Source organism: Streptomyces sp. NBC_00878 (assembly GCF_026341515.1).
GTDB lineage: Bacteria > Actinomycetota > Actinomycetes > Streptomycetales > Streptomycetaceae > Streptomyces.
Genome location: NZ_JAPEOK010000001.1, coordinates 1,991,151 through 2,007,044, shown reverse-complemented (window position 1 = coordinate 2,007,044; position 15,894 = coordinate 1,991,151). Strand labels below are relative to the sequence as shown.

Genomic DNA, 15,894 nt, shown 5'->3' with positions numbered 1-15,894 from the left:
CCCTCGACGACGGGCCGCCGAGCACGATCAACCTGTCCTCACCGATCAACACGTGACTGTGGCAGACGGCGACAGTGGGGGTACCGATGACCTCGGAGTCCCTCGTCGGAACCCCGCGAACCAAAGTCCTCCTGATCGGTGGCACCGGATTCCTCGGTCGGCATGTCCTCAACAGGCTGTCCACGGCGGGCATGGAAGTCACTGTGGTGACCAGGCGGCCGGCCGCTCTGTCGGCCGGGTGCAGGGTGGTCGAGCTGGACGGCAGCGCTCCGCGGCGGGCTCAGTTCGCCTCGATGATCAACCGGTTCACCCCGGATGCCGTGGTCAACACCGTCGGTGAGATCTGGCGGAACGACGCCTCTTTGCTGCAGGCAGCCAATGCCGAACTCCCGGAGCAACTGGCGCTGGCGATGGCCGACCTCGGCAGCACCGCCCGGTTGGTGCACCTCGGCTCATCGCTGGAGTACGGGCCATTGCCCCGCCCACACGCGACCGACGAGGGTTGCCCGGAGGCGCCGCGGTCGGAGTACGGGCGAACCAAGTTGCGGGGCACCCGGAGGATCTTCGAGGTCGCCCGAGAGGCGTCGCTGGACATCGTGGTCCTCCGCATCTTCAACGCCATCGGATCGAACATGTCGCCTGTGAGCCTGCTCGGCAGGACCCTGCAGACGCTCACCCGAGCGCGGCGGGACGGACACCCGGCGCGGCTCACCCTGTTCGACTTGAGTCAGCACCGCGACTACGCCGATGCCCGTGATGTGGCGGAGGCGGTCCTCCGCTCGACCGTCTCGCGGCGGCTCTCGGGCGTACCGGTGCTCAATATCGGCACCGGGCGGGCCGCCAGTGCCTACGAGTTGGTCCGCGGGCTCGCGTTGGCCAGCGGAGTCGAGTTTGCGATCGACGTGCTCCCGGCGCCCGAGGGCGGCGGGCGGTCTCTGGCCGCCGGCTGGCAGATCGCGGATCCGACTCTGGCTCGGCGTCACCTGGACTGGTCGGCTGCTCGAACGCTACCGGAGACCCTGCGCTGGATCTGGCGGACAGCCGGAGAGGGCCAGGCCCAACCCATTGCTGGCTGCCCCGCGGAAGGTACCCGATGAACGACAATCTCAAGGACGAGATTCTCGCGCTGGTCAGCGAGTACCACCACGAGGCCGAGTCGGCGGCATCCACATGGGTGGCCGGCGAGAGCCGGGTGCTGGCCTCGGGCGCCGTACTGACGGCGGCGGACCGGATAGCACTGGTCGAAGCGGCCCTGGACCTGCGCATCGCATCCGGGAGCTATGCCATTCGATTCGAGCGGGCCCTGGCCGGCTATCTCGGACTGCGCAAGGCTCATCTGACCAACTCCGGGTCCTCGGCCAACCTGCTGGCGCTGTCGGCGCTGACCGCACCGGAGTTGGGCGACCGCGGGCTGCGCCGGGGCGACGAAGTGATCACGGTAGCGGCAGGCTTCCCGACCACTGTCAACCCGATCATCCAGAACGGACTGGTGCCGGTCTTCGTCGATATCGACCTGAGCACCTACAACACCACCGCGGAGCTGGTGGAGGCGGCGATCGGCCCCAAGACGAGGGCGATAATGATCGCGCACGCGCTGGGCAACCCCTTCGAGGCCGCCGAGATCCGGGAGTTGGCCGACCGGCACGGGCTGTGGTTCGTGGAGGACAACTGCGACGCCGTCGGCTCCACCTACCGCGGCAAAAAAACGGGAACCTTCGGGCACCTCAGCACAGTCAGCTTCTACCCGGCTCACCATCTCACGATGGGTGAGGGCGGCTGCGTCCTGACGAACAGCATGGAACTCGCGCGCCTTGTCGAGTCCTATCGGGACTGGGGGCGGGACTGCTGGTGTGAACCGGGAGAAGACGATCGGTGCAAGAAGCGTTTCGGCTGGCAGCTCGGCACGCTTCCCTATGGCTATGACCATAAATACATTTTCTCCCATGTGGGATACAACCTTAAGGCGACTGATCTGCAGGCGGCATTGGGGCTGTCTCAGTTGGAGCGGTTGCCTGAATTCTGTGACAGTCGACGCAAGAATTGGCTCCGCATGAGATCGGGGCTGCAGGATGCTCCAGGTCTTATATTGCCCGAACCTGCACCGAACAGTGATCCAAGCTGGTTCGGGTTTGTGCTGACGGTTCAAGATTCAGCGGCGTACTCTCGCCGGGAATTGCAACTCCATTTGGAATCAAAACGTATCAGCACCCGGCTACTATTCAGCGGCAACCTCACCCGTCATCCCGCTTATGGACGCGTCGACTACCGAATATCCGGCAGTTTGTCCAATAGCGACAAGGTCGCTAGTGACACGCTATGGATCGGGATTTACCCCGGCGTGACCGAGGAGATGATCGACTATGTGATTCACGAAATCTGGTCATTCACGAAGGGGTCTTTGCGCTGAAGCCGGACCTGTCATGCGATGCCCCGTTGGGAGGCTGGGAGGATGCCCCACCTTCAGCAGACTTGGCGACGTCGACAGCTCGCCATCCGTATCCGCCCCTACCGGGCCGCCCGGCAGCTTGTGGAGGATTCCCAATGAAGTTGTCAAGCGGGGTTGGTGACGCGCGGTGAGTGCGTTATGCGTCTGCGCGGGAGGCGAAGGCGTCCAAGGCACTCGGTCATCGTCTCGATTTGGCACATGTTCACCTGCGACACCGAGTGCGCCGACGTCGGCGGCGACTTCCTCGAACGCATTGGCAAGACCCGAACCATCAGAGGCCTGGTCAGCCGGCTCAACCACCTCGGCTACCAGCTCCAGCTCCAGCACGTAGGGGTCAATCCTTCAGAGCCACAAGCGGCTGACGCAGGCAACCCACACCGACACCTCTGCGCCTCCCCACTCTACGCACGACCAGGACGAGCCCACGAAGAAAGGTAAGGACTCATGACCATCGCGGCGTGCCGTGTGTGCGGCAATCGCACACTGCTTCAGGTGCTGGATCTGGGAGAACAGGCACTGACCGGCGTATTCCCTCACAGTCGCACGGAAGTTGTGCCGACCGCCCCACTCGAGCTGGTCAAGTGCTCGCCGGACGGATGCGGTCTCGTCCAGCTCCGGAACACCGCCGATCTCAAGCTTATGTACGGCCTTCAGTACGGTTACCGCTCCGGCATCCGCCCATTCATGATCAATCATCTCCGTAGTAAGGTCGACGAACTCACCAGACTTGTCGACATCGGACCCGATGACCTGGTCCTGGACATCGGAAGCAACGATGGGACCCTGCTGTCCGGGTATCCGGCGAACGGCCCCACTCTCGTTGGAGTGGATCCGACCGGCGAAAAATGGCGAGAGTTCTATCCTGAACACATCGACCTGATCCCAGACTTTTTCTCTCGGGAAGTCTTCGCCGCGCACTACGGCTCCCGCCGGGCCAAGGTCATCACCTCGATAGCCATGTTCTACGACCTGCCCGACCCGCTCGGGTTCATGGAAGAGGTGAAGGGAACACTCGCTGACGACGGTGTGTGGATGCTGGAGATGAGCTATCTTCCGGCAATGCTCGAGGCGACCGCCTATGACGTGATATGCCACGAGCACCTGGAGTACTACGCGTTTCGTCAGATCGAGTGGATGGCCGAGCGCGTCGGCCTCGACATCGTGAGAGCGGAGATTACCGACGTCTACGGCGGCAGCCTCTGCGTCACGCTCGCCAAGCGGGGCTCCGGGCATCGGCGTGACGAGGCGGCGCTGAACCGCTTGCGTGCCCGGGAGACCGGACTGGGGCTCGACACCATGGCGCCCTACGAGTCCTTCGCCGGGCGTGTTCGCGAACACCGCGACGGCCTACGCGACTTCCTCGACACCTCGCGCAAAGACGGCAAGCTGACCTTGGGCTACGGCGCATCGACCAAGGGAAACGTGATTCTCCAGTATTGCGGCATCGGAGAGGAGAGTCTGCCGTGCATCGGAGAGGTCAGCCCGGAGAAGGCCGGCCGATTCACCCCCGGCACCCTCATTCCCATCGTCTCCGAGAGGGAGGCCCTCGCACAACGTCCCGACCAGCTGCTGGTGCTCCCATGGGTCTACCGGGACGGATTCATTGAGCGGGAAGGCGAGTTCCTGTCCCGCGGCGGCAAGTTGGTCTTCCCGCTGCCCGCGCCACTGAGCATCGTGTAGCGGCGGTCGGCGGTCGGCGGTCGGCGGTCGGCGGTCGGCGGTCGCTGGCCGATGCCGCAACGCGCCAGGTCACGGGCAGCCTTACGGCTGTCCTGCCGCCACTTTGCCGCCGTGCGGGCGGGCGCAGGTGCCGCAGGCGCACTGGTGTGAGCTGTGCCCGGCCTGCGCACCGCTGCGCCACCTGCGCCGGAGAGGAATCCCTTGGTGACCCGTCCTCAGCAGCGCCCGTCAAAGCTTCCCACCATGGCGCGCGGAAGGAATGATCAACGCCGCACGCTCGCAGTGGGGGAGGCCGTCCGTAGCGGGGCGCGTTTCATTCTTCCCAGGCGGCCCAGGCGGCCCAGGCGGCCCAGGCGGCCGAGGCGGTGTGTCGCGGCTTGCCACGGCACTGCCAACTCCTCGACCAAGTGGGCGAGATGACGCTGAGAGATCCCCGTGAACAGCCGATGCGCCAGCACCGCCCGATTGACCGTGATCGCCACAGTCGGATCAGGCCACCGGCCAGGCACGACGCCTCACCCGCCATCACGCACCAACTCGCAACCACACCACGACGGCTTCAAGGGCGTCCGCCACGACGCTGAACTGGTGGTCGCGGGCGCTGGCCACACTGGTGAGCGCTGCACCACGCGGCGACGTGAACCATTGCGGAACCCTGGGTCGCAGGACGCACCGAACACCGAACGGCGGTTGGATTCGACGGTTTTGGCGTGAACCGATCGGGCCTGCGCTCCGTATTCCTGTCTGATCGGGTCGTGTATCGGGCGAATTACCCGGTCTTCATGAGGTCAGTGCTTGCGGGTCGCGAGTGCGGTGGCCACGGGGGATGCGAGGAAAGCATGGCGGTGGCGAGTAACACGGTGCGGCGCAGAGGCACGGTGCTTCCGGTGGATGCGGCGCGCTGGGCGATGTGGAGTTTCGTCATCGTCAATGTGGTGGTCGTCGAGGCGCTGTTCCTGGGCGCCGGTTCGGGCAAGAACGGGGTGCTCACGGTCGCCAAGTTCTTCGGACTGCACGCGGCCCTGTTGATGCTGTTCCAACTGCTGCTGGTGGCCCGGCTGCCCTGGCTGGACCGGCGCATCGGGATGGACCGGCTCACGGTGTGGCACCGCTGGGTCGGCTTCTTGCTGCTGTGGACCGTCCTCACGCACGCCACGCTGGTGGTGCTCGGCTATGCGAACCTCGACGACGCGTCCATGGTGAAGACGTTCGTCGCGCTCAGCGGGGTGCCGGCCTCCCTGCTGGGCATGCTCGCCGCGGCCGTCATCGTCGTGATCGCCGTGATGTCCACCCGGCCCCTGCGGCGGCGACTGCCGTACGAGGTCTGGCACGGTCTGCACCTGCTGCTTTACGTGGCCCTGGGCCTGTCGTTCGTCCACCAGCTGCAGGAGACCACGACGTTCGCGTCCTCCGCGTTCGCCACGGCCTACTGGTGGCTCCTGTGGCTGTTCGCCTTCGGCGCCCTGCTGACCGGCCGTGTCGCCATGCCGCTGTGGCGCAACGCGTACCACCGGTTCCGCGTCGCGGCCGTGGTACCGGAGTCGGACAACGTGGTCTCCGTGTACGTCACCGGCCGACACCTCGACAAACTCCCGGCCAGGGCAGGGCAGTTCTGCATCTGGCGGTTCCCCGGACACAACAACTGGTGGCTGGCCAACCCCTTCTCCCTGTCGGCGGCGCCGGGCGGCCAGGGGCTGCGCCTCACGGCGAAGGCGGCGGGCAGCACCAGCGCCGGCCTGCGGAACGTCCCGGTCGGCAGCCGCGCGTTCGTCGAAGGACCGTACGGGGCGTTCACCTCGCTGCACCGGACCCGGCCCGGCACCCTGCTGATCGCCGGGGGTGTGGGGATCACGCCCGTGCGGGCCATGCTGGAGGAAGAGGCGACCGGTGACGTCGTCGTGCTGTACCGGGTACGCAGCGAGACCGACGCCGTCCTGCTGAACGAGGTGCGCCACCTGGTCGCGCTACGGGGCGGACGGCTGCACCTGCTCACCGGCAGAACCGGCGAGGGCGGCACCCCGACCTTCGGCCCGGACAGCCTGCACCGGCTGGTCCCCGACATCACCGAACGCGACGTGTACGTCTGCGGCCCGCCCGCCATGACCAAAGCCGTACTCGCCGGCCTACGAGACCTGCGGGTCCCCGCACGACAGATCCACGCCGAGAAATTCGGCCTGGCCTGAACCGGCAGGGGCCAGTCGGATCGGCTGTGGCTGCATCCGAATGCGTATAGGCGTGGGGCTGACCCGCGAACCCGTCAATCGCTTTGAACAGGGCGATGAGGACATCGCTTGGCTCACCGGGGGCAGCCGCCGCTCGCGCCATCGGGTTGTGTGCGAGACATTCATACGGGTCGGCGCGCGGTTTTCACCACACGCCTGCGATCGCGTAGAAGCGTGATAGCGGCAGTGGCTCGGTGGCCGCTCGGCTGACACGCGGATCCCCGTCGAATGGAGACCGTGCAGGACTGGTGAGATCATCCGTTCGTGGGCCGTCGTATCGACGACCGTACTGCGGTGTGCGACGGAACGACTCGTCCAGGGGTCCGCAACCGGTGCTTCCAGACGAAGATGCAGGCCGGCTCAGGGGAACTCGCGGGATCTCGCACATTCATCCTATGGACGACGCCCGGTCACGCACATGGCTCGGGAGATCTACAACACCCCTGTTGCGTTTCCGGCATGACAAGACTTGTTTTCGGTCGCAGTGTGCACCTCGCCACCGCCCTTGCCCTCGCCCTCACTCTGACCGGCGCGGTCGTCGGCGCAGGCCTTTCGAACGGCGAAGATCCGGCCAAGATCGATCTCATCGCCGACCAAGGCGCCAGTACTGCTCGCGGGGGCAGCGACGACTCGTACGTCTTCGGCGGTCGCGGTCAAGGCGGTCGTACCCCGGCCGAACGCGCTTACCGCGATCTGCTTGACCACAGCGGCAACGCCAAGATCCTGACTGTCGCCCACCGCGGTCAGTGGCGATACGCCCCTGAGAACTCCATGCCCGCGATCCGGGCCGCGTTCGAACAGGGGGCCGAGATCGCCGAGATCGACGTCCGGCTCACCAAGGACGGTGTGCCCGTCCTGATGCATGACGAGTCGGTGGACCGCACAACCAATGGCAGTGGCAGGATCGCCGATCTGACGTTCGCCCAGATCAAGGATCTCCGGCTCAAGGAGGGTCTGGGCGGTAACCAGGCCTCAGTCACCGACGAGCGGATCCCGACGCTCGAAGAGACCATGACGTTCGTCAAGGACCGCGGGTTGGTCAACCTCGACAAGGGCTGGCCGTTCCGTGAGGAGATCTGGAAAATCCTGACGAAGACCGGCACCGTCCGCAACGGCCTCTACAAGAGCAACGCCCCGGTCGAGGAGGTCAAGGACTTCCTTGACACCCACAAGGGCGCCGTCTACATGCACATGATCGGGGACGCCAACCTCAGCCACTTCACCCAGTTCGGTGACGACCAACCGGTCGCCTACGAAGTCAACTTCGCCAGTATCGCCGAAGCCTCGGCCCGCAAGCCCTTCCTTGACGCCGTGGCCAAGCGCAGCCGGGTGTGGAGCAACACGATGTGGAACGGCCTGGCGGACCGGATGACCGATGAGGCGTCACTCGTCGATCCCCTGCGCGGCTGGGAAGGTCTGGTGCGCGGCTTCAACACGTCCATCTTCCAGACCGACGACGTGGAGAAACTGGAGTCCTGGCTGCGCACCGGGGAGGGTGACCCCCTTCCGCGTGGAGCCGTGAGGGTGCAGGCCGAGGACTTCCGGCCCGGTGAGGGCGTCGGCTACCACGACAACGACGCGGCCAACGTCGGGGATCTGCCTATGCGCCCGGGTGAGGGCGTCGACATCAGCGACGCCGACGGCAATGTCCGGGTCTCCTGGATGCGCGGCGGTGAGTGGCTCAGCTATGAGATGGCGGTTCCGCGCACCGGAATTTACGCGGTCTCGGCCCGGGTGTCCTCCCCTTACTCCCCCGCAGGTCACTACACGCTCTCCTTCGACGGCGGCCCCCAGAGCAAGCGTGTCGCCGTGCTCAACACCACCAGCCACAACAAGGAGGTACTCCAGCCGAGCGGCGTGACCCAACGTCTCACCGCAGGACGCCACACGGTCCGCGTGAGTCTCCCGGCAGATGTCTACCAGAACTGGAACCTCGACTACCTTCAGTTTGATCTGGTCCGCCGCTGACGGCACACATCGGCGTCCCGTCGGCCGGAGAAGCGGAATGTGACGGAACTCCCCGGGTGCTACCACAGAGTCGGCCACGCCGTCGGGGCAGGCGCGCAGGGGCTTTCCCCAAGGCCAGATAGGTAGCGTTTCGCTGGTCACGCAAGCCCGTTGAAAAATTTCGGCGTGGGGCAACGGAGCTCGTTGGTATAGGCAGTCGTCCAAGACAGGTTGTTCCCGAGGAGTTCCGTTGCCGTTTCATCATGTCCTGTGGGCTCCGGTGGCGTCCATCGCCTGGGTTGCACGCGACCCTCGCGAAGGCGAGCTGGCCCAGGCTTACTGCTACGACGCCTGGGCGCAGGGTGAGCAGGTCGACCTGCGCAGGGTGAGCAGGTCGACCTCCCCGAGGTCGGTGCCTGGGCCGAAGACGTCCGCATTACTCAGAGCCAGTCCCGTCGCTTGAAGATGACGTACAAGCTGGCGCAGACCATGCCCATCAAGCCGATCGCGAAGGGGTAGCCGAAGCGCCAGCCCAGTTCCGGCATGTTCTCGAAGTTCATGCCGTAGATCGTGCCGACCAGCGTCGGTGCGAACAGGATCGCCGCCCACGACGAGATCTTCTTGATCTCCTCGTTCTGTTCGAAGCCTGCCTCGGCCAGTGCTCGCATCTCCGCGTTCTGCTGTTGGGTGACCAGGGTCGCGTTCACCGTGAGGATGTCCGTGAGGGCCTGGCGGAAGCCGTCCACGCGTTCGCTGGTGTGGGTGACGTGGTCGGCGACGTCGCGGAGGTAGCGCTGGAGTTCCTCGTCGGTGCCGTACTTCGCGAAGCCGGCCATCAGGGCGTGCAGCATGCCGACCAGAGGACGGGTGGCGCGCTGGAACTCGACCATCTCGCGCGAGAGTTCGTAGATGCGGCGGGAGACCCAGGGGTCGCCGCCGAAGACCTCGGTCTCGATCTCGTCGATGTCGTTCTGGACACCGGCGACGACCGGGGCGTAACCGTCCACGACCGCGTCGAGGATCGCGTACAGCACCGCCTCGGGGCCGAGTTTCAGCAGCTCCGGCGTCTCCTCCATGCGGTGGCGCACGGCCGAGAGGTCGGGGGCCGCGCCGTGCCGGACCGTGATCAGGAAGTCCGGGCCGATGAAGACGTGCAGCTCGCCGAAGTCGACCTCCTCCGATGCGTCGAGGTACCGGGCGGCGCGCAGAACGACGAAGAGCGTATCGCCGTAGCGCTCCAGCTTCGGTCGCTGATGGGCCTCCATCGCGTCCTCGACCGCCAGCGGGTGGAGGTCGAACTCGGCCGCCAGGGAAAGGATTTCCTCCTCCGTCGGGCGGGCCAGGCCGATCCACGCCATGCCGTCCTGCTGCTCGCGCAGCTCCCGGAACGTGTCCGCGAGGGAGGCGGGGGTCGCGACACGCACCCCGTCGCGGTAGAGCGCCGCCTGTACGACGCTGCCGGACTCCGCGGGGGCCGGCTCGGTGGGGGCCGGACTTGGCGCCGGGGGATCCGCGGGCGGTGGCGCCGTCGGAGCCACGGCGCGCCGCCACACAGGCTTCCGGCCGCCCCCGGATGGGGGCACGGGGCGGCGGGCTCGGCGGTCTGACATCGCGGCAGCCTCCCTGCTGATGCCGATGGGTCACATCTGTCGAACGTGTCGAACGTCCGTCTTGGCGATCACCGAGCAGGATATACGGGTCAAATGGCGTGAGCGGGTGCGCGGGGTAGGGGATCGGCAAGGGTTGCGGACAGAACTTGTCCGCAAGTCTCGCTAGCGTGCGGGGCATGACGAAGACGACCTCGACCGCCCCCGTGCTGAGCGTCCGTGAGCTGAACCGCGCGACCCTCGACCGGCAACTGCTCCTGCGCCGGGCCACCCTGTCCGCGACGGACGCCGTCGAACACCTCGTCGGCCTCCAGGCGCAGAACGTGAAACCCCCGTACTACGCGCTCGCCGCCCGCCTGGACGGATTCACGCCCGCGGAACTCTCGGCCGCCATGGACACGCGCGAGGTCGTACGCATCGTGACCATGCGCTCCACCATCCACACCCACACCGCCGACGACTGCCTCACGCTGCGGCCGCTCGTGCAGGCCGCGCGCGAGCGGGAGCTGTACGGCTTCCGCCACGGACTCGTCGGCGTCGACCTCGACCGGCTCACCGCGATCAGCCGGGAGCTCGTCGAGACCGAGCCGCGCACGCTGAAGCAGTTGCGTGAAGCACTGCTCGTCGAGTGGCCGGACGCCGACCCGCTGGCCCTCTCCATCGCGGCCCGCTGCCGGCTGCCCCTCGTCCAGGTCACCCCGCGCGGTCTGTGGGGCCGCAGCGGGCAGGTCGCGCTCACCACCGCCGAGCACTGGCTCGGCCGGCCCAGCGAACCGGCGCCCGCCCCCGACGCCACCGTCCTGCGCTATCTCGCCGCCTTCGGCCCCGCCTCCGTCAGGGACATGCAGACCTGGGCCGGACTGACCCGCCTGCGCGAGGTCTTCGAACGGCTCCGGCCCCAACTGGTCACCTTCCGCGACGAGCACGGCGTCGAGCTCTTCGACCTGCCCGACGCGCCCCGCCCGGACGCGGACACACCGGCCCCGCCGCGCCTGCTGCCCGAGTTCGACAACCTGCTCCTCTCGCACGCCGACCGCTCGCGCGTGGTGTCCGCCGCGTACAAGGGCCGTACCTGGCAAGGGAATCAGGCCCACCGCACGCTTCTCGTCGACGGCTTCGTGGAAGGTGTGTGGCGGCTGGACGAGTCCCGCGACGAGGCCGTGATCACCATCGAGCCCTTCGGCACGCTCGGCAAGCGGCAGCGGGACGACGTGGTCGAGGAAGCGACGCGCATGCTGTCGGTGCTGAGCGAGGCGCCCTCTTACGACATCCGGTTCGGGACCGTCCGGTCCGGGACCGCCGTACGGGGCTGACCGCGGAGCGGAGTCGAGGCGCGCATGGAAAGGCCGCGGCACATGGAAGGGCCGCGGCACATGGAAAGGGGGCGTTGCGGGCCGCTCGTGGAGGCCCGCAACGCCCCCTGGCGCTACCTGAGTCGTACGTCGCACTCAGGAGTACTTGGGACGGAAGGAACGGAAGGGACGGAAGGACGTTCCGGGAGTGCTAGGAGTTGACCTGCGTCGTCACCAGGCTGGAGAAGGTGGTCAGGCGGGTGTAGACGCCGGGGTACTCGGCGTCCGCGCAGCCGTAGCCCCACGAGGTGATGCCGGCGAGCTTGCCGCCGATGATGAGCGGGCCGCCGCTGTCGCCCTGGCAGGTGTCCACGCCGCCGGAGGTGTAACCGGCGCAGACCATGTCGGAGGAGATGTACGACGAGCCGTACGCCGAGGAGCAGGTGGCGTTCGACACGGTCGGGACCGTGGCCGTACGCAGCTGGTTGGAGGAGGAGCCGCCCGAGCTGGTGGTGCCCCAGCCGAGGATGCGGGCGGTGGCGCCGGCCGCGTACACGCTGGTCTCGGAGGAGGAGACGTAGCTGATGGGCGTGTACGGCATCGACGTCGACAGGGTCAGGACGGCGACGTCGTCACCCTGCTCGGCGTCCACGTAGCTCGGGTTGATCCATATCTTGCTGACCTGGCTGACCGTGCCGTTGGTGCCGTTGCGGTAGGTGCGGCCGCCGACGACTCTGACGCTGCTCGTGGTCTCGCCGACCATGCAGTGGGCGGCGGTGACGACCTTGGTCGCCGACACCAGGGTGCCGCCGCAGAACTGGCTCTGCGAGGCGTCGGTGATCTGCATGACGTACGGGTACGCGGCCGCCGTGGTCGTCGTGCCTCCGACGATGGGCTGGGGAGCGGCGCTCGCGGTGGTCGCGCCGAGCAGACAGGTCGTCGCGGCGGCGGCGACGGCCACGGTGACGGCGGCGGCCTTCTTGGCAAGGTTGAGCCCGAACATGGATCTCCTCAGGAGTGCCGGTGGGGGGAATGCACTGTGGGGGGCGGAGGGACGGCCTGCGGGGCGGGTCCCACGCTAGAAGCGGACCCGCGTTCTTCCCAATGAGGGAACTCCCTGCGGGAGTTGACGAGGGAAAACCCTCGATCGTGGCCTGTCTGTCCTCCGGGGCGGGGTCGGTGCCCTGCAGGTTGGGAGGGGGAGGTGTGGGTTGCGGGTTCGGGCCCGTGGGTTGGAGTTGCGGGTTGGGGCCCGTGGGTTGGGGTTGCGGATTGTGGGTTGGGGCCCCGGGTCGGGGGCAGTTGGCCGGGGGCTCCGGCGAAGAGTTCGCGGTGGTCGCCTGCCTCCCGACGGACACCCGTCACCGGCTCGGGCCACCGTTCACCGGGCCCCGACCAATGCCGACGACCCCGGCCGCCAGCCCTCACCGCCCGGTGAACCCGGCCACGAGGCCCTCATGGCCCAGCCCGCCCGGCCGCAAGGCTCGCCGCCGAGCCCACCCGGACATCAGCCCTCAACGCCCGGCGCACTCGACCACCGAGCCCGAGCCCGAGCCCGAGCCGCGCCTGCACCCGAGCCCGAGCCGCGCCTGCACCCGAGCCCGAGCCGCGCCTGCGCCCGATCCCGATCCCGCTCCCGGGCTGATCCTCCCGGCCCTGGCCGACCCCCGGTCCCGACCGCCCACCTCACCCGGAGCCCGCCCAACCCCCTTGCGGGAACCGGGAGTTCACTCCCCTCGGCGCTGCCCCGCAGCCAACCGCACGATGTCGACCCGTGACCGGATTCCCAGTTTTCGGTACACCCGTGTGAGCGTCGCCTCGACCGTCTTCACGCTGATGAACAGGCGTCCGGCGATCTCGCGATTCGTGGCGCCCTCCAGGACGAGCGCCGCGACCTGGCGTTCCGTGGAGGCCAGCCGGTCGAGGTGCGGCAGGACGGACTCCGGCGCCCCCGCCGCGGCAGGCGTGGCCGGGGCGGGAGCGGGAGTGATCACGGCGGCGGCCGTTTCCAGCTGCCGCAGCCACGGCACCGCCTTGCAGCGTCGGAACAGCCGCGCCGCCTCGTCGTACGAGCCCCGCCCCGACTGTTCCGCCCGCAGCCGGGCGAGCGCGAGGGCCGCCCGCGCCTCCTCCAGCCCGTACCCGAGCTGCGCCAGACGGTCCTGCGCCGAGGTCAACTGCTGTGCCGCCGCCTCGTATTGACCGGCCGTCGCCTTCACCAGGGCCTCGGCCCGGTCCAGTACGGCGAGGACGCTCGCCCGCCGGAGCCGTACCGCGTGTTCGCGTGTCGCGGTGATGACGTCCTGTGCCTCGGCCGGTTCGCCGACCAGGACGAGCGCCTCGGCGAGGTCGCCGTGCCAACGGCCCCGCGCGGGGTCGAAGATGCCGAGCCCCTGCTCCAACTCCCGTGCCCTGCGCAGTGACTGGACCGTCCCGGCGGCGTCGCCTGCCACGAGCTGGGCATGGCCCAGCGCACCCAGGGCGCGCGAGAGGTAGATCAGGTCGCCGTCGTCCTCGGCGCGGCGCACCGCGTCGTCGGCCAGTACGAGGGCCCGGTGTACATCCCCGCCCGCGGCCTCGGCGAGCGAGGTGAACATGTTGCCCGCGGCCTCGCCGATGCCGGTGTCCCGGGCGAGCCGCAGGCTCTCGTGGGCGAGGTCGAGGGCGCGGGCGCAGTGCCCGGAACGCAGTTCGGTCTCGGCGAGTCCGCGCAGGAAGTGCACCTCGCTCTCGACCATGCCGCGCCGCCGTACCTCGCCGAGGAGCCGGGTGATCGTCGTACGGGCGTCGGTGAGCTGGTCGCTCATGATCTGCCAGCGGAACCGGGTGGCACCCGCGCCGTTGTGATCGCAGGCCACCCGTAGGACCTGCGGTTCCGCGAGGGCCTTCTCCAGGGTCTCCGGGGCCGCGGGGTGACCCATCAGGGTCTCCATCTGGGCCTGGAAGGACAGGGCCATCAGCTCGGTGCTCCGGTCGCCGGCGGTGGCGGCGAGCCGGGCCGCCTGTGCGGCCTCCTCACGGCCCTTGGCCATCTCGCCCTCCACGAGCAGCCCCCGCCACGCCAGTTGGTAGTGGACCAGGCAGAGCAGCCGCGGGTCCTCGCCCGCGTCGGCGAGGGCCTGCGGGAACACGGCCTCCACGTCGGCCATCGCCTGCCCCGCCGAGTCGATCACCACCATCCAGGCCCGTACCCGGACCGCCGGGTCGGTCGCCCGGTCCAGGACGTCGCGGGCCACCTCGCGGGCGAGGTCGATCTCGCCCGAGGTCAGCGCGTCCTCGGCGGACCTCAGCCGCCGTTCGTCCGCGCCGGGCAGGCTGTCCGGCGGGGTGTGCCGGGCGGCGAGCAGCCCGAGCTGGGCCGCGACCGAGGGCGCGCCACGGTCCCGGGCCAGCGCCGCCGCCTCGGAGAGCCGCACGGCGACCTGCTCGTCGGTGCCGGTGGTGGCCAGTGCGAGATGGCGGGCCCGTTCGATCGGATCGGAGGCCACCGTGGACAGCGCGGCGTGGGCGGCCCGCCGCTCCTGTGGCGTCGCCTGCGCGTACAGCGCGGCCGAGACGAGCGGGTGAGCGAAACGGACCGCGCCCTCCTGCCCGTCCGGGCCCTGGGCGTCCGGAGCGTGGGCCGTCACCAGGCCGAGCGAGGCCGCGAGCGCGATCTCCGACTCCGCGTCCGTACGGCCCGCGGCGCCCAGCAGCGTCTGTGTGGGGCGGGCTCCCGCGCTCGCGACCAGCAAAGTCTGCCGGGCCTCGGCGGACAGCAGGTCCAGGCGGCTGAGGACGAGGGCCCGCAGCGAGGTCGGCACTGGCAGCGGCTCGCCGGGGCGGGGCGGCGTCGGGCTCTCGGCCAGGGCGCGGGCGAGCTCCAGCGCGAACAGCGGGTTGCCGCCGCTGGTGTGGTGGATGTCCCGGAGCGTCGAGCGGCGCAGGCCGGTGTAACCGCGGGCGATCAACAGCTCGGACACCTGCGGGCGGGACAGCGGGGTCAGCCGCAGGGCCAGTGCCTCCGGCGGATACGCGCGTAGATATGGGTCGTGTTCCTGCTCCTTCGGTTCGGTGCCGGTGCGCACCGCGCCGAGCATCCGCACCGGCATCCCGCCGAGGCGGCGGGCCGCGAAACCGAGCAGCTCGGCGCTGGGAGCGTCCAGCCACTGCAGGTCGTCGGTGACCAGGAGGACGGGGCCTTTGGCCGCCAGCGCGCGCAGGACCGACAGCACCGCGAGACGCAGCGCGAGACCGTCCTGGTGCAGGGACGATTCGGCGCGGCCGGTGAGCGCCGCTTCGAGCGCGGCCTGCTGCGGGGCGGGCAGCGCGTCGGCGACCTCGTCGGCGACCAGGCCCAGCAGATCGACGAGGGCGAGGAACGGGAGATGGGATTCGGACTCGGTCGCGGAACAACGCAACACAGTCCGGGCGGATTCGGCGTATTCCGCAGCCATTGCCCGCAGGACGGTCGACTTTCCTATTCCGGGCGGACCGTGCACGAGAAGGCTGCCGCCTCGGGTGAGCTGCTCACGTGCTCGTCCGAGCACCTCGTCCCGCCCGACGACCTGCTCGGAACGGGGTCTGACAGGCTCCTCGAAATCCCGCCGCACGCGCACCGCTCCCCTCATGTCGTGTTCGGATCAATATTAAGCTAAAGAGCCCCCTGAATTTAGGAAGGTTGCGCCGTGAGGGAAATAACAGGGATTCGGCATACGGGA

The 15,894-nt window shown here is 68.5% G+C and carries 9 protein-coding genes and 1 pseudogene; 6 read left to right on the top strand and 4 right to left on the bottom strand.

Going from position 1 to position 15,894, the window contains the following annotated elements; genetic code table 11:
* The first annotated feature begins 86 nt into the window (after nucleotides 1-86).
* The 3 genes from OHA11_RS08195 to OHA11_RS08185 all read left to right on the top strand — a co-directional run bounded on the left by OHA11_RS08195 (nucleotide 87) and on the right by OHA11_RS08185 (nucleotide 4,126).
* Nucleotides 87-1,097, top strand: a complete 1,011-nt coding sequence (locus OHA11_RS08195; protein ID WP_266493528.1) for an NAD(P)-dependent oxidoreductase — start codon at nucleotides 87-89, stop codon at nucleotides 1,095-1,097.
* Entirely contained in the window at nucleotides 1,094-2,407 is a 1,314-nt protein-coding gene (gene rfbH, locus OHA11_RS08190; RefSeq protein ID WP_266493527.1) for a lipopolysaccharide biosynthesis protein RfbH, read from the top strand. Before OHA11_RS08195 ends, rfbH begins: the two co-directional genes overlap by 4 nt.
* A gap of 483 nt (nucleotides 2,408-2,890) precedes the next feature.
* Nucleotides 2,891-4,126 (top strand): class I SAM-dependent methyltransferase, encoded by a 1,236-nt coding sequence (locus OHA11_RS08185; protein ID WP_266493525.1) that lies wholly within the window; start codon nucleotides 2,891-2,893, stop codon nucleotides 4,124-4,126.
* A gap of 374 nt (nucleotides 4,127-4,500) precedes the next feature.
* Here OHA11_RS08185 and OHA11_RS48310 read toward each other — a convergent pair.
* Nucleotides 4,501-4,608 (bottom strand): annotated as a pseudogene (locus tag OHA11_RS48310) (IS5/IS1182 family transposase); the annotation flags it as partial.
* Between the two features lie 357 nt (nucleotides 4,609-4,965).
* On the opposite strand from OHA11_RS48310, the gene OHA11_RS08180 reads away from it, so the two are divergent.
* The gene (locus OHA11_RS08180) at nucleotides 4,966-6,309 is read left to right on the top strand and encodes a ferredoxin reductase family protein (RefSeq protein ID WP_266493522.1); all 1,344 of its coding nucleotides are present in this window, start codon (nucleotides 4,966-4,968) and stop codon (nucleotides 6,307-6,309) included.
* Nucleotides 6,310-6,807: 498 nt separating this feature from the next.
* Nucleotides 6,808-8,316, top strand: coding sequence for a glycerophosphodiester phosphodiesterase family protein (locus OHA11_RS08175; RefSeq protein ID WP_266493519.1), 1,509 nt, complete (start codon nucleotides 6,808-6,810; stop codon nucleotides 8,314-8,316).
* Between the two features lie 419 nt (nucleotides 8,317-8,735).
* Here the strand turns inward: OHA11_RS08175 and OHA11_RS08170 are convergent, their stop codons facing one another.
* Nucleotides 8,736-9,905: a magnesium and cobalt transport protein CorA gene (locus OHA11_RS08170; protein WP_266493517.1), complete on the bottom strand. Its 1,170-nt coding sequence runs from the start codon at nucleotides 9,903-9,905 to the stop codon at nucleotides 8,736-8,738.
* 176 nt (nucleotides 9,906-10,081) lie between these two features.
* Between OHA11_RS08170 and OHA11_RS08165 the strand changes: the two genes are divergently transcribed.
* Nucleotides 10,082-11,215: a winged helix DNA-binding domain-containing protein gene (locus OHA11_RS08165; RefSeq protein WP_266493516.1), complete on the top strand. Its 1,134-nt coding sequence runs from the start codon at nucleotides 10,082-10,084 to the stop codon at nucleotides 11,213-11,215.
* A gap of 190 nt (nucleotides 11,216-11,405) precedes the next feature.
* Here the strand turns inward: OHA11_RS08165 and OHA11_RS08160 are convergent, their stop codons facing one another.
* Nucleotides 11,406-12,197: a trypsin-like serine protease gene (locus OHA11_RS08160; RefSeq protein WP_266493513.1), complete on the bottom strand. Its 792-nt coding sequence runs from the start codon at nucleotides 12,195-12,197 to the stop codon at nucleotides 11,406-11,408.
* Nucleotides 12,198-12,921: 724 nt separating this feature from the next.
* A complete protein-coding gene (locus tag OHA11_RS08155) occupies nucleotides 12,922-15,786 on the bottom strand; it encodes a LuxR family transcriptional regulator (protein WP_266493511.1) in 2,865 nt (954 codons plus the stop codon).
* Nucleotides 15,787-15,894 lie beyond the last annotated feature (108 nt).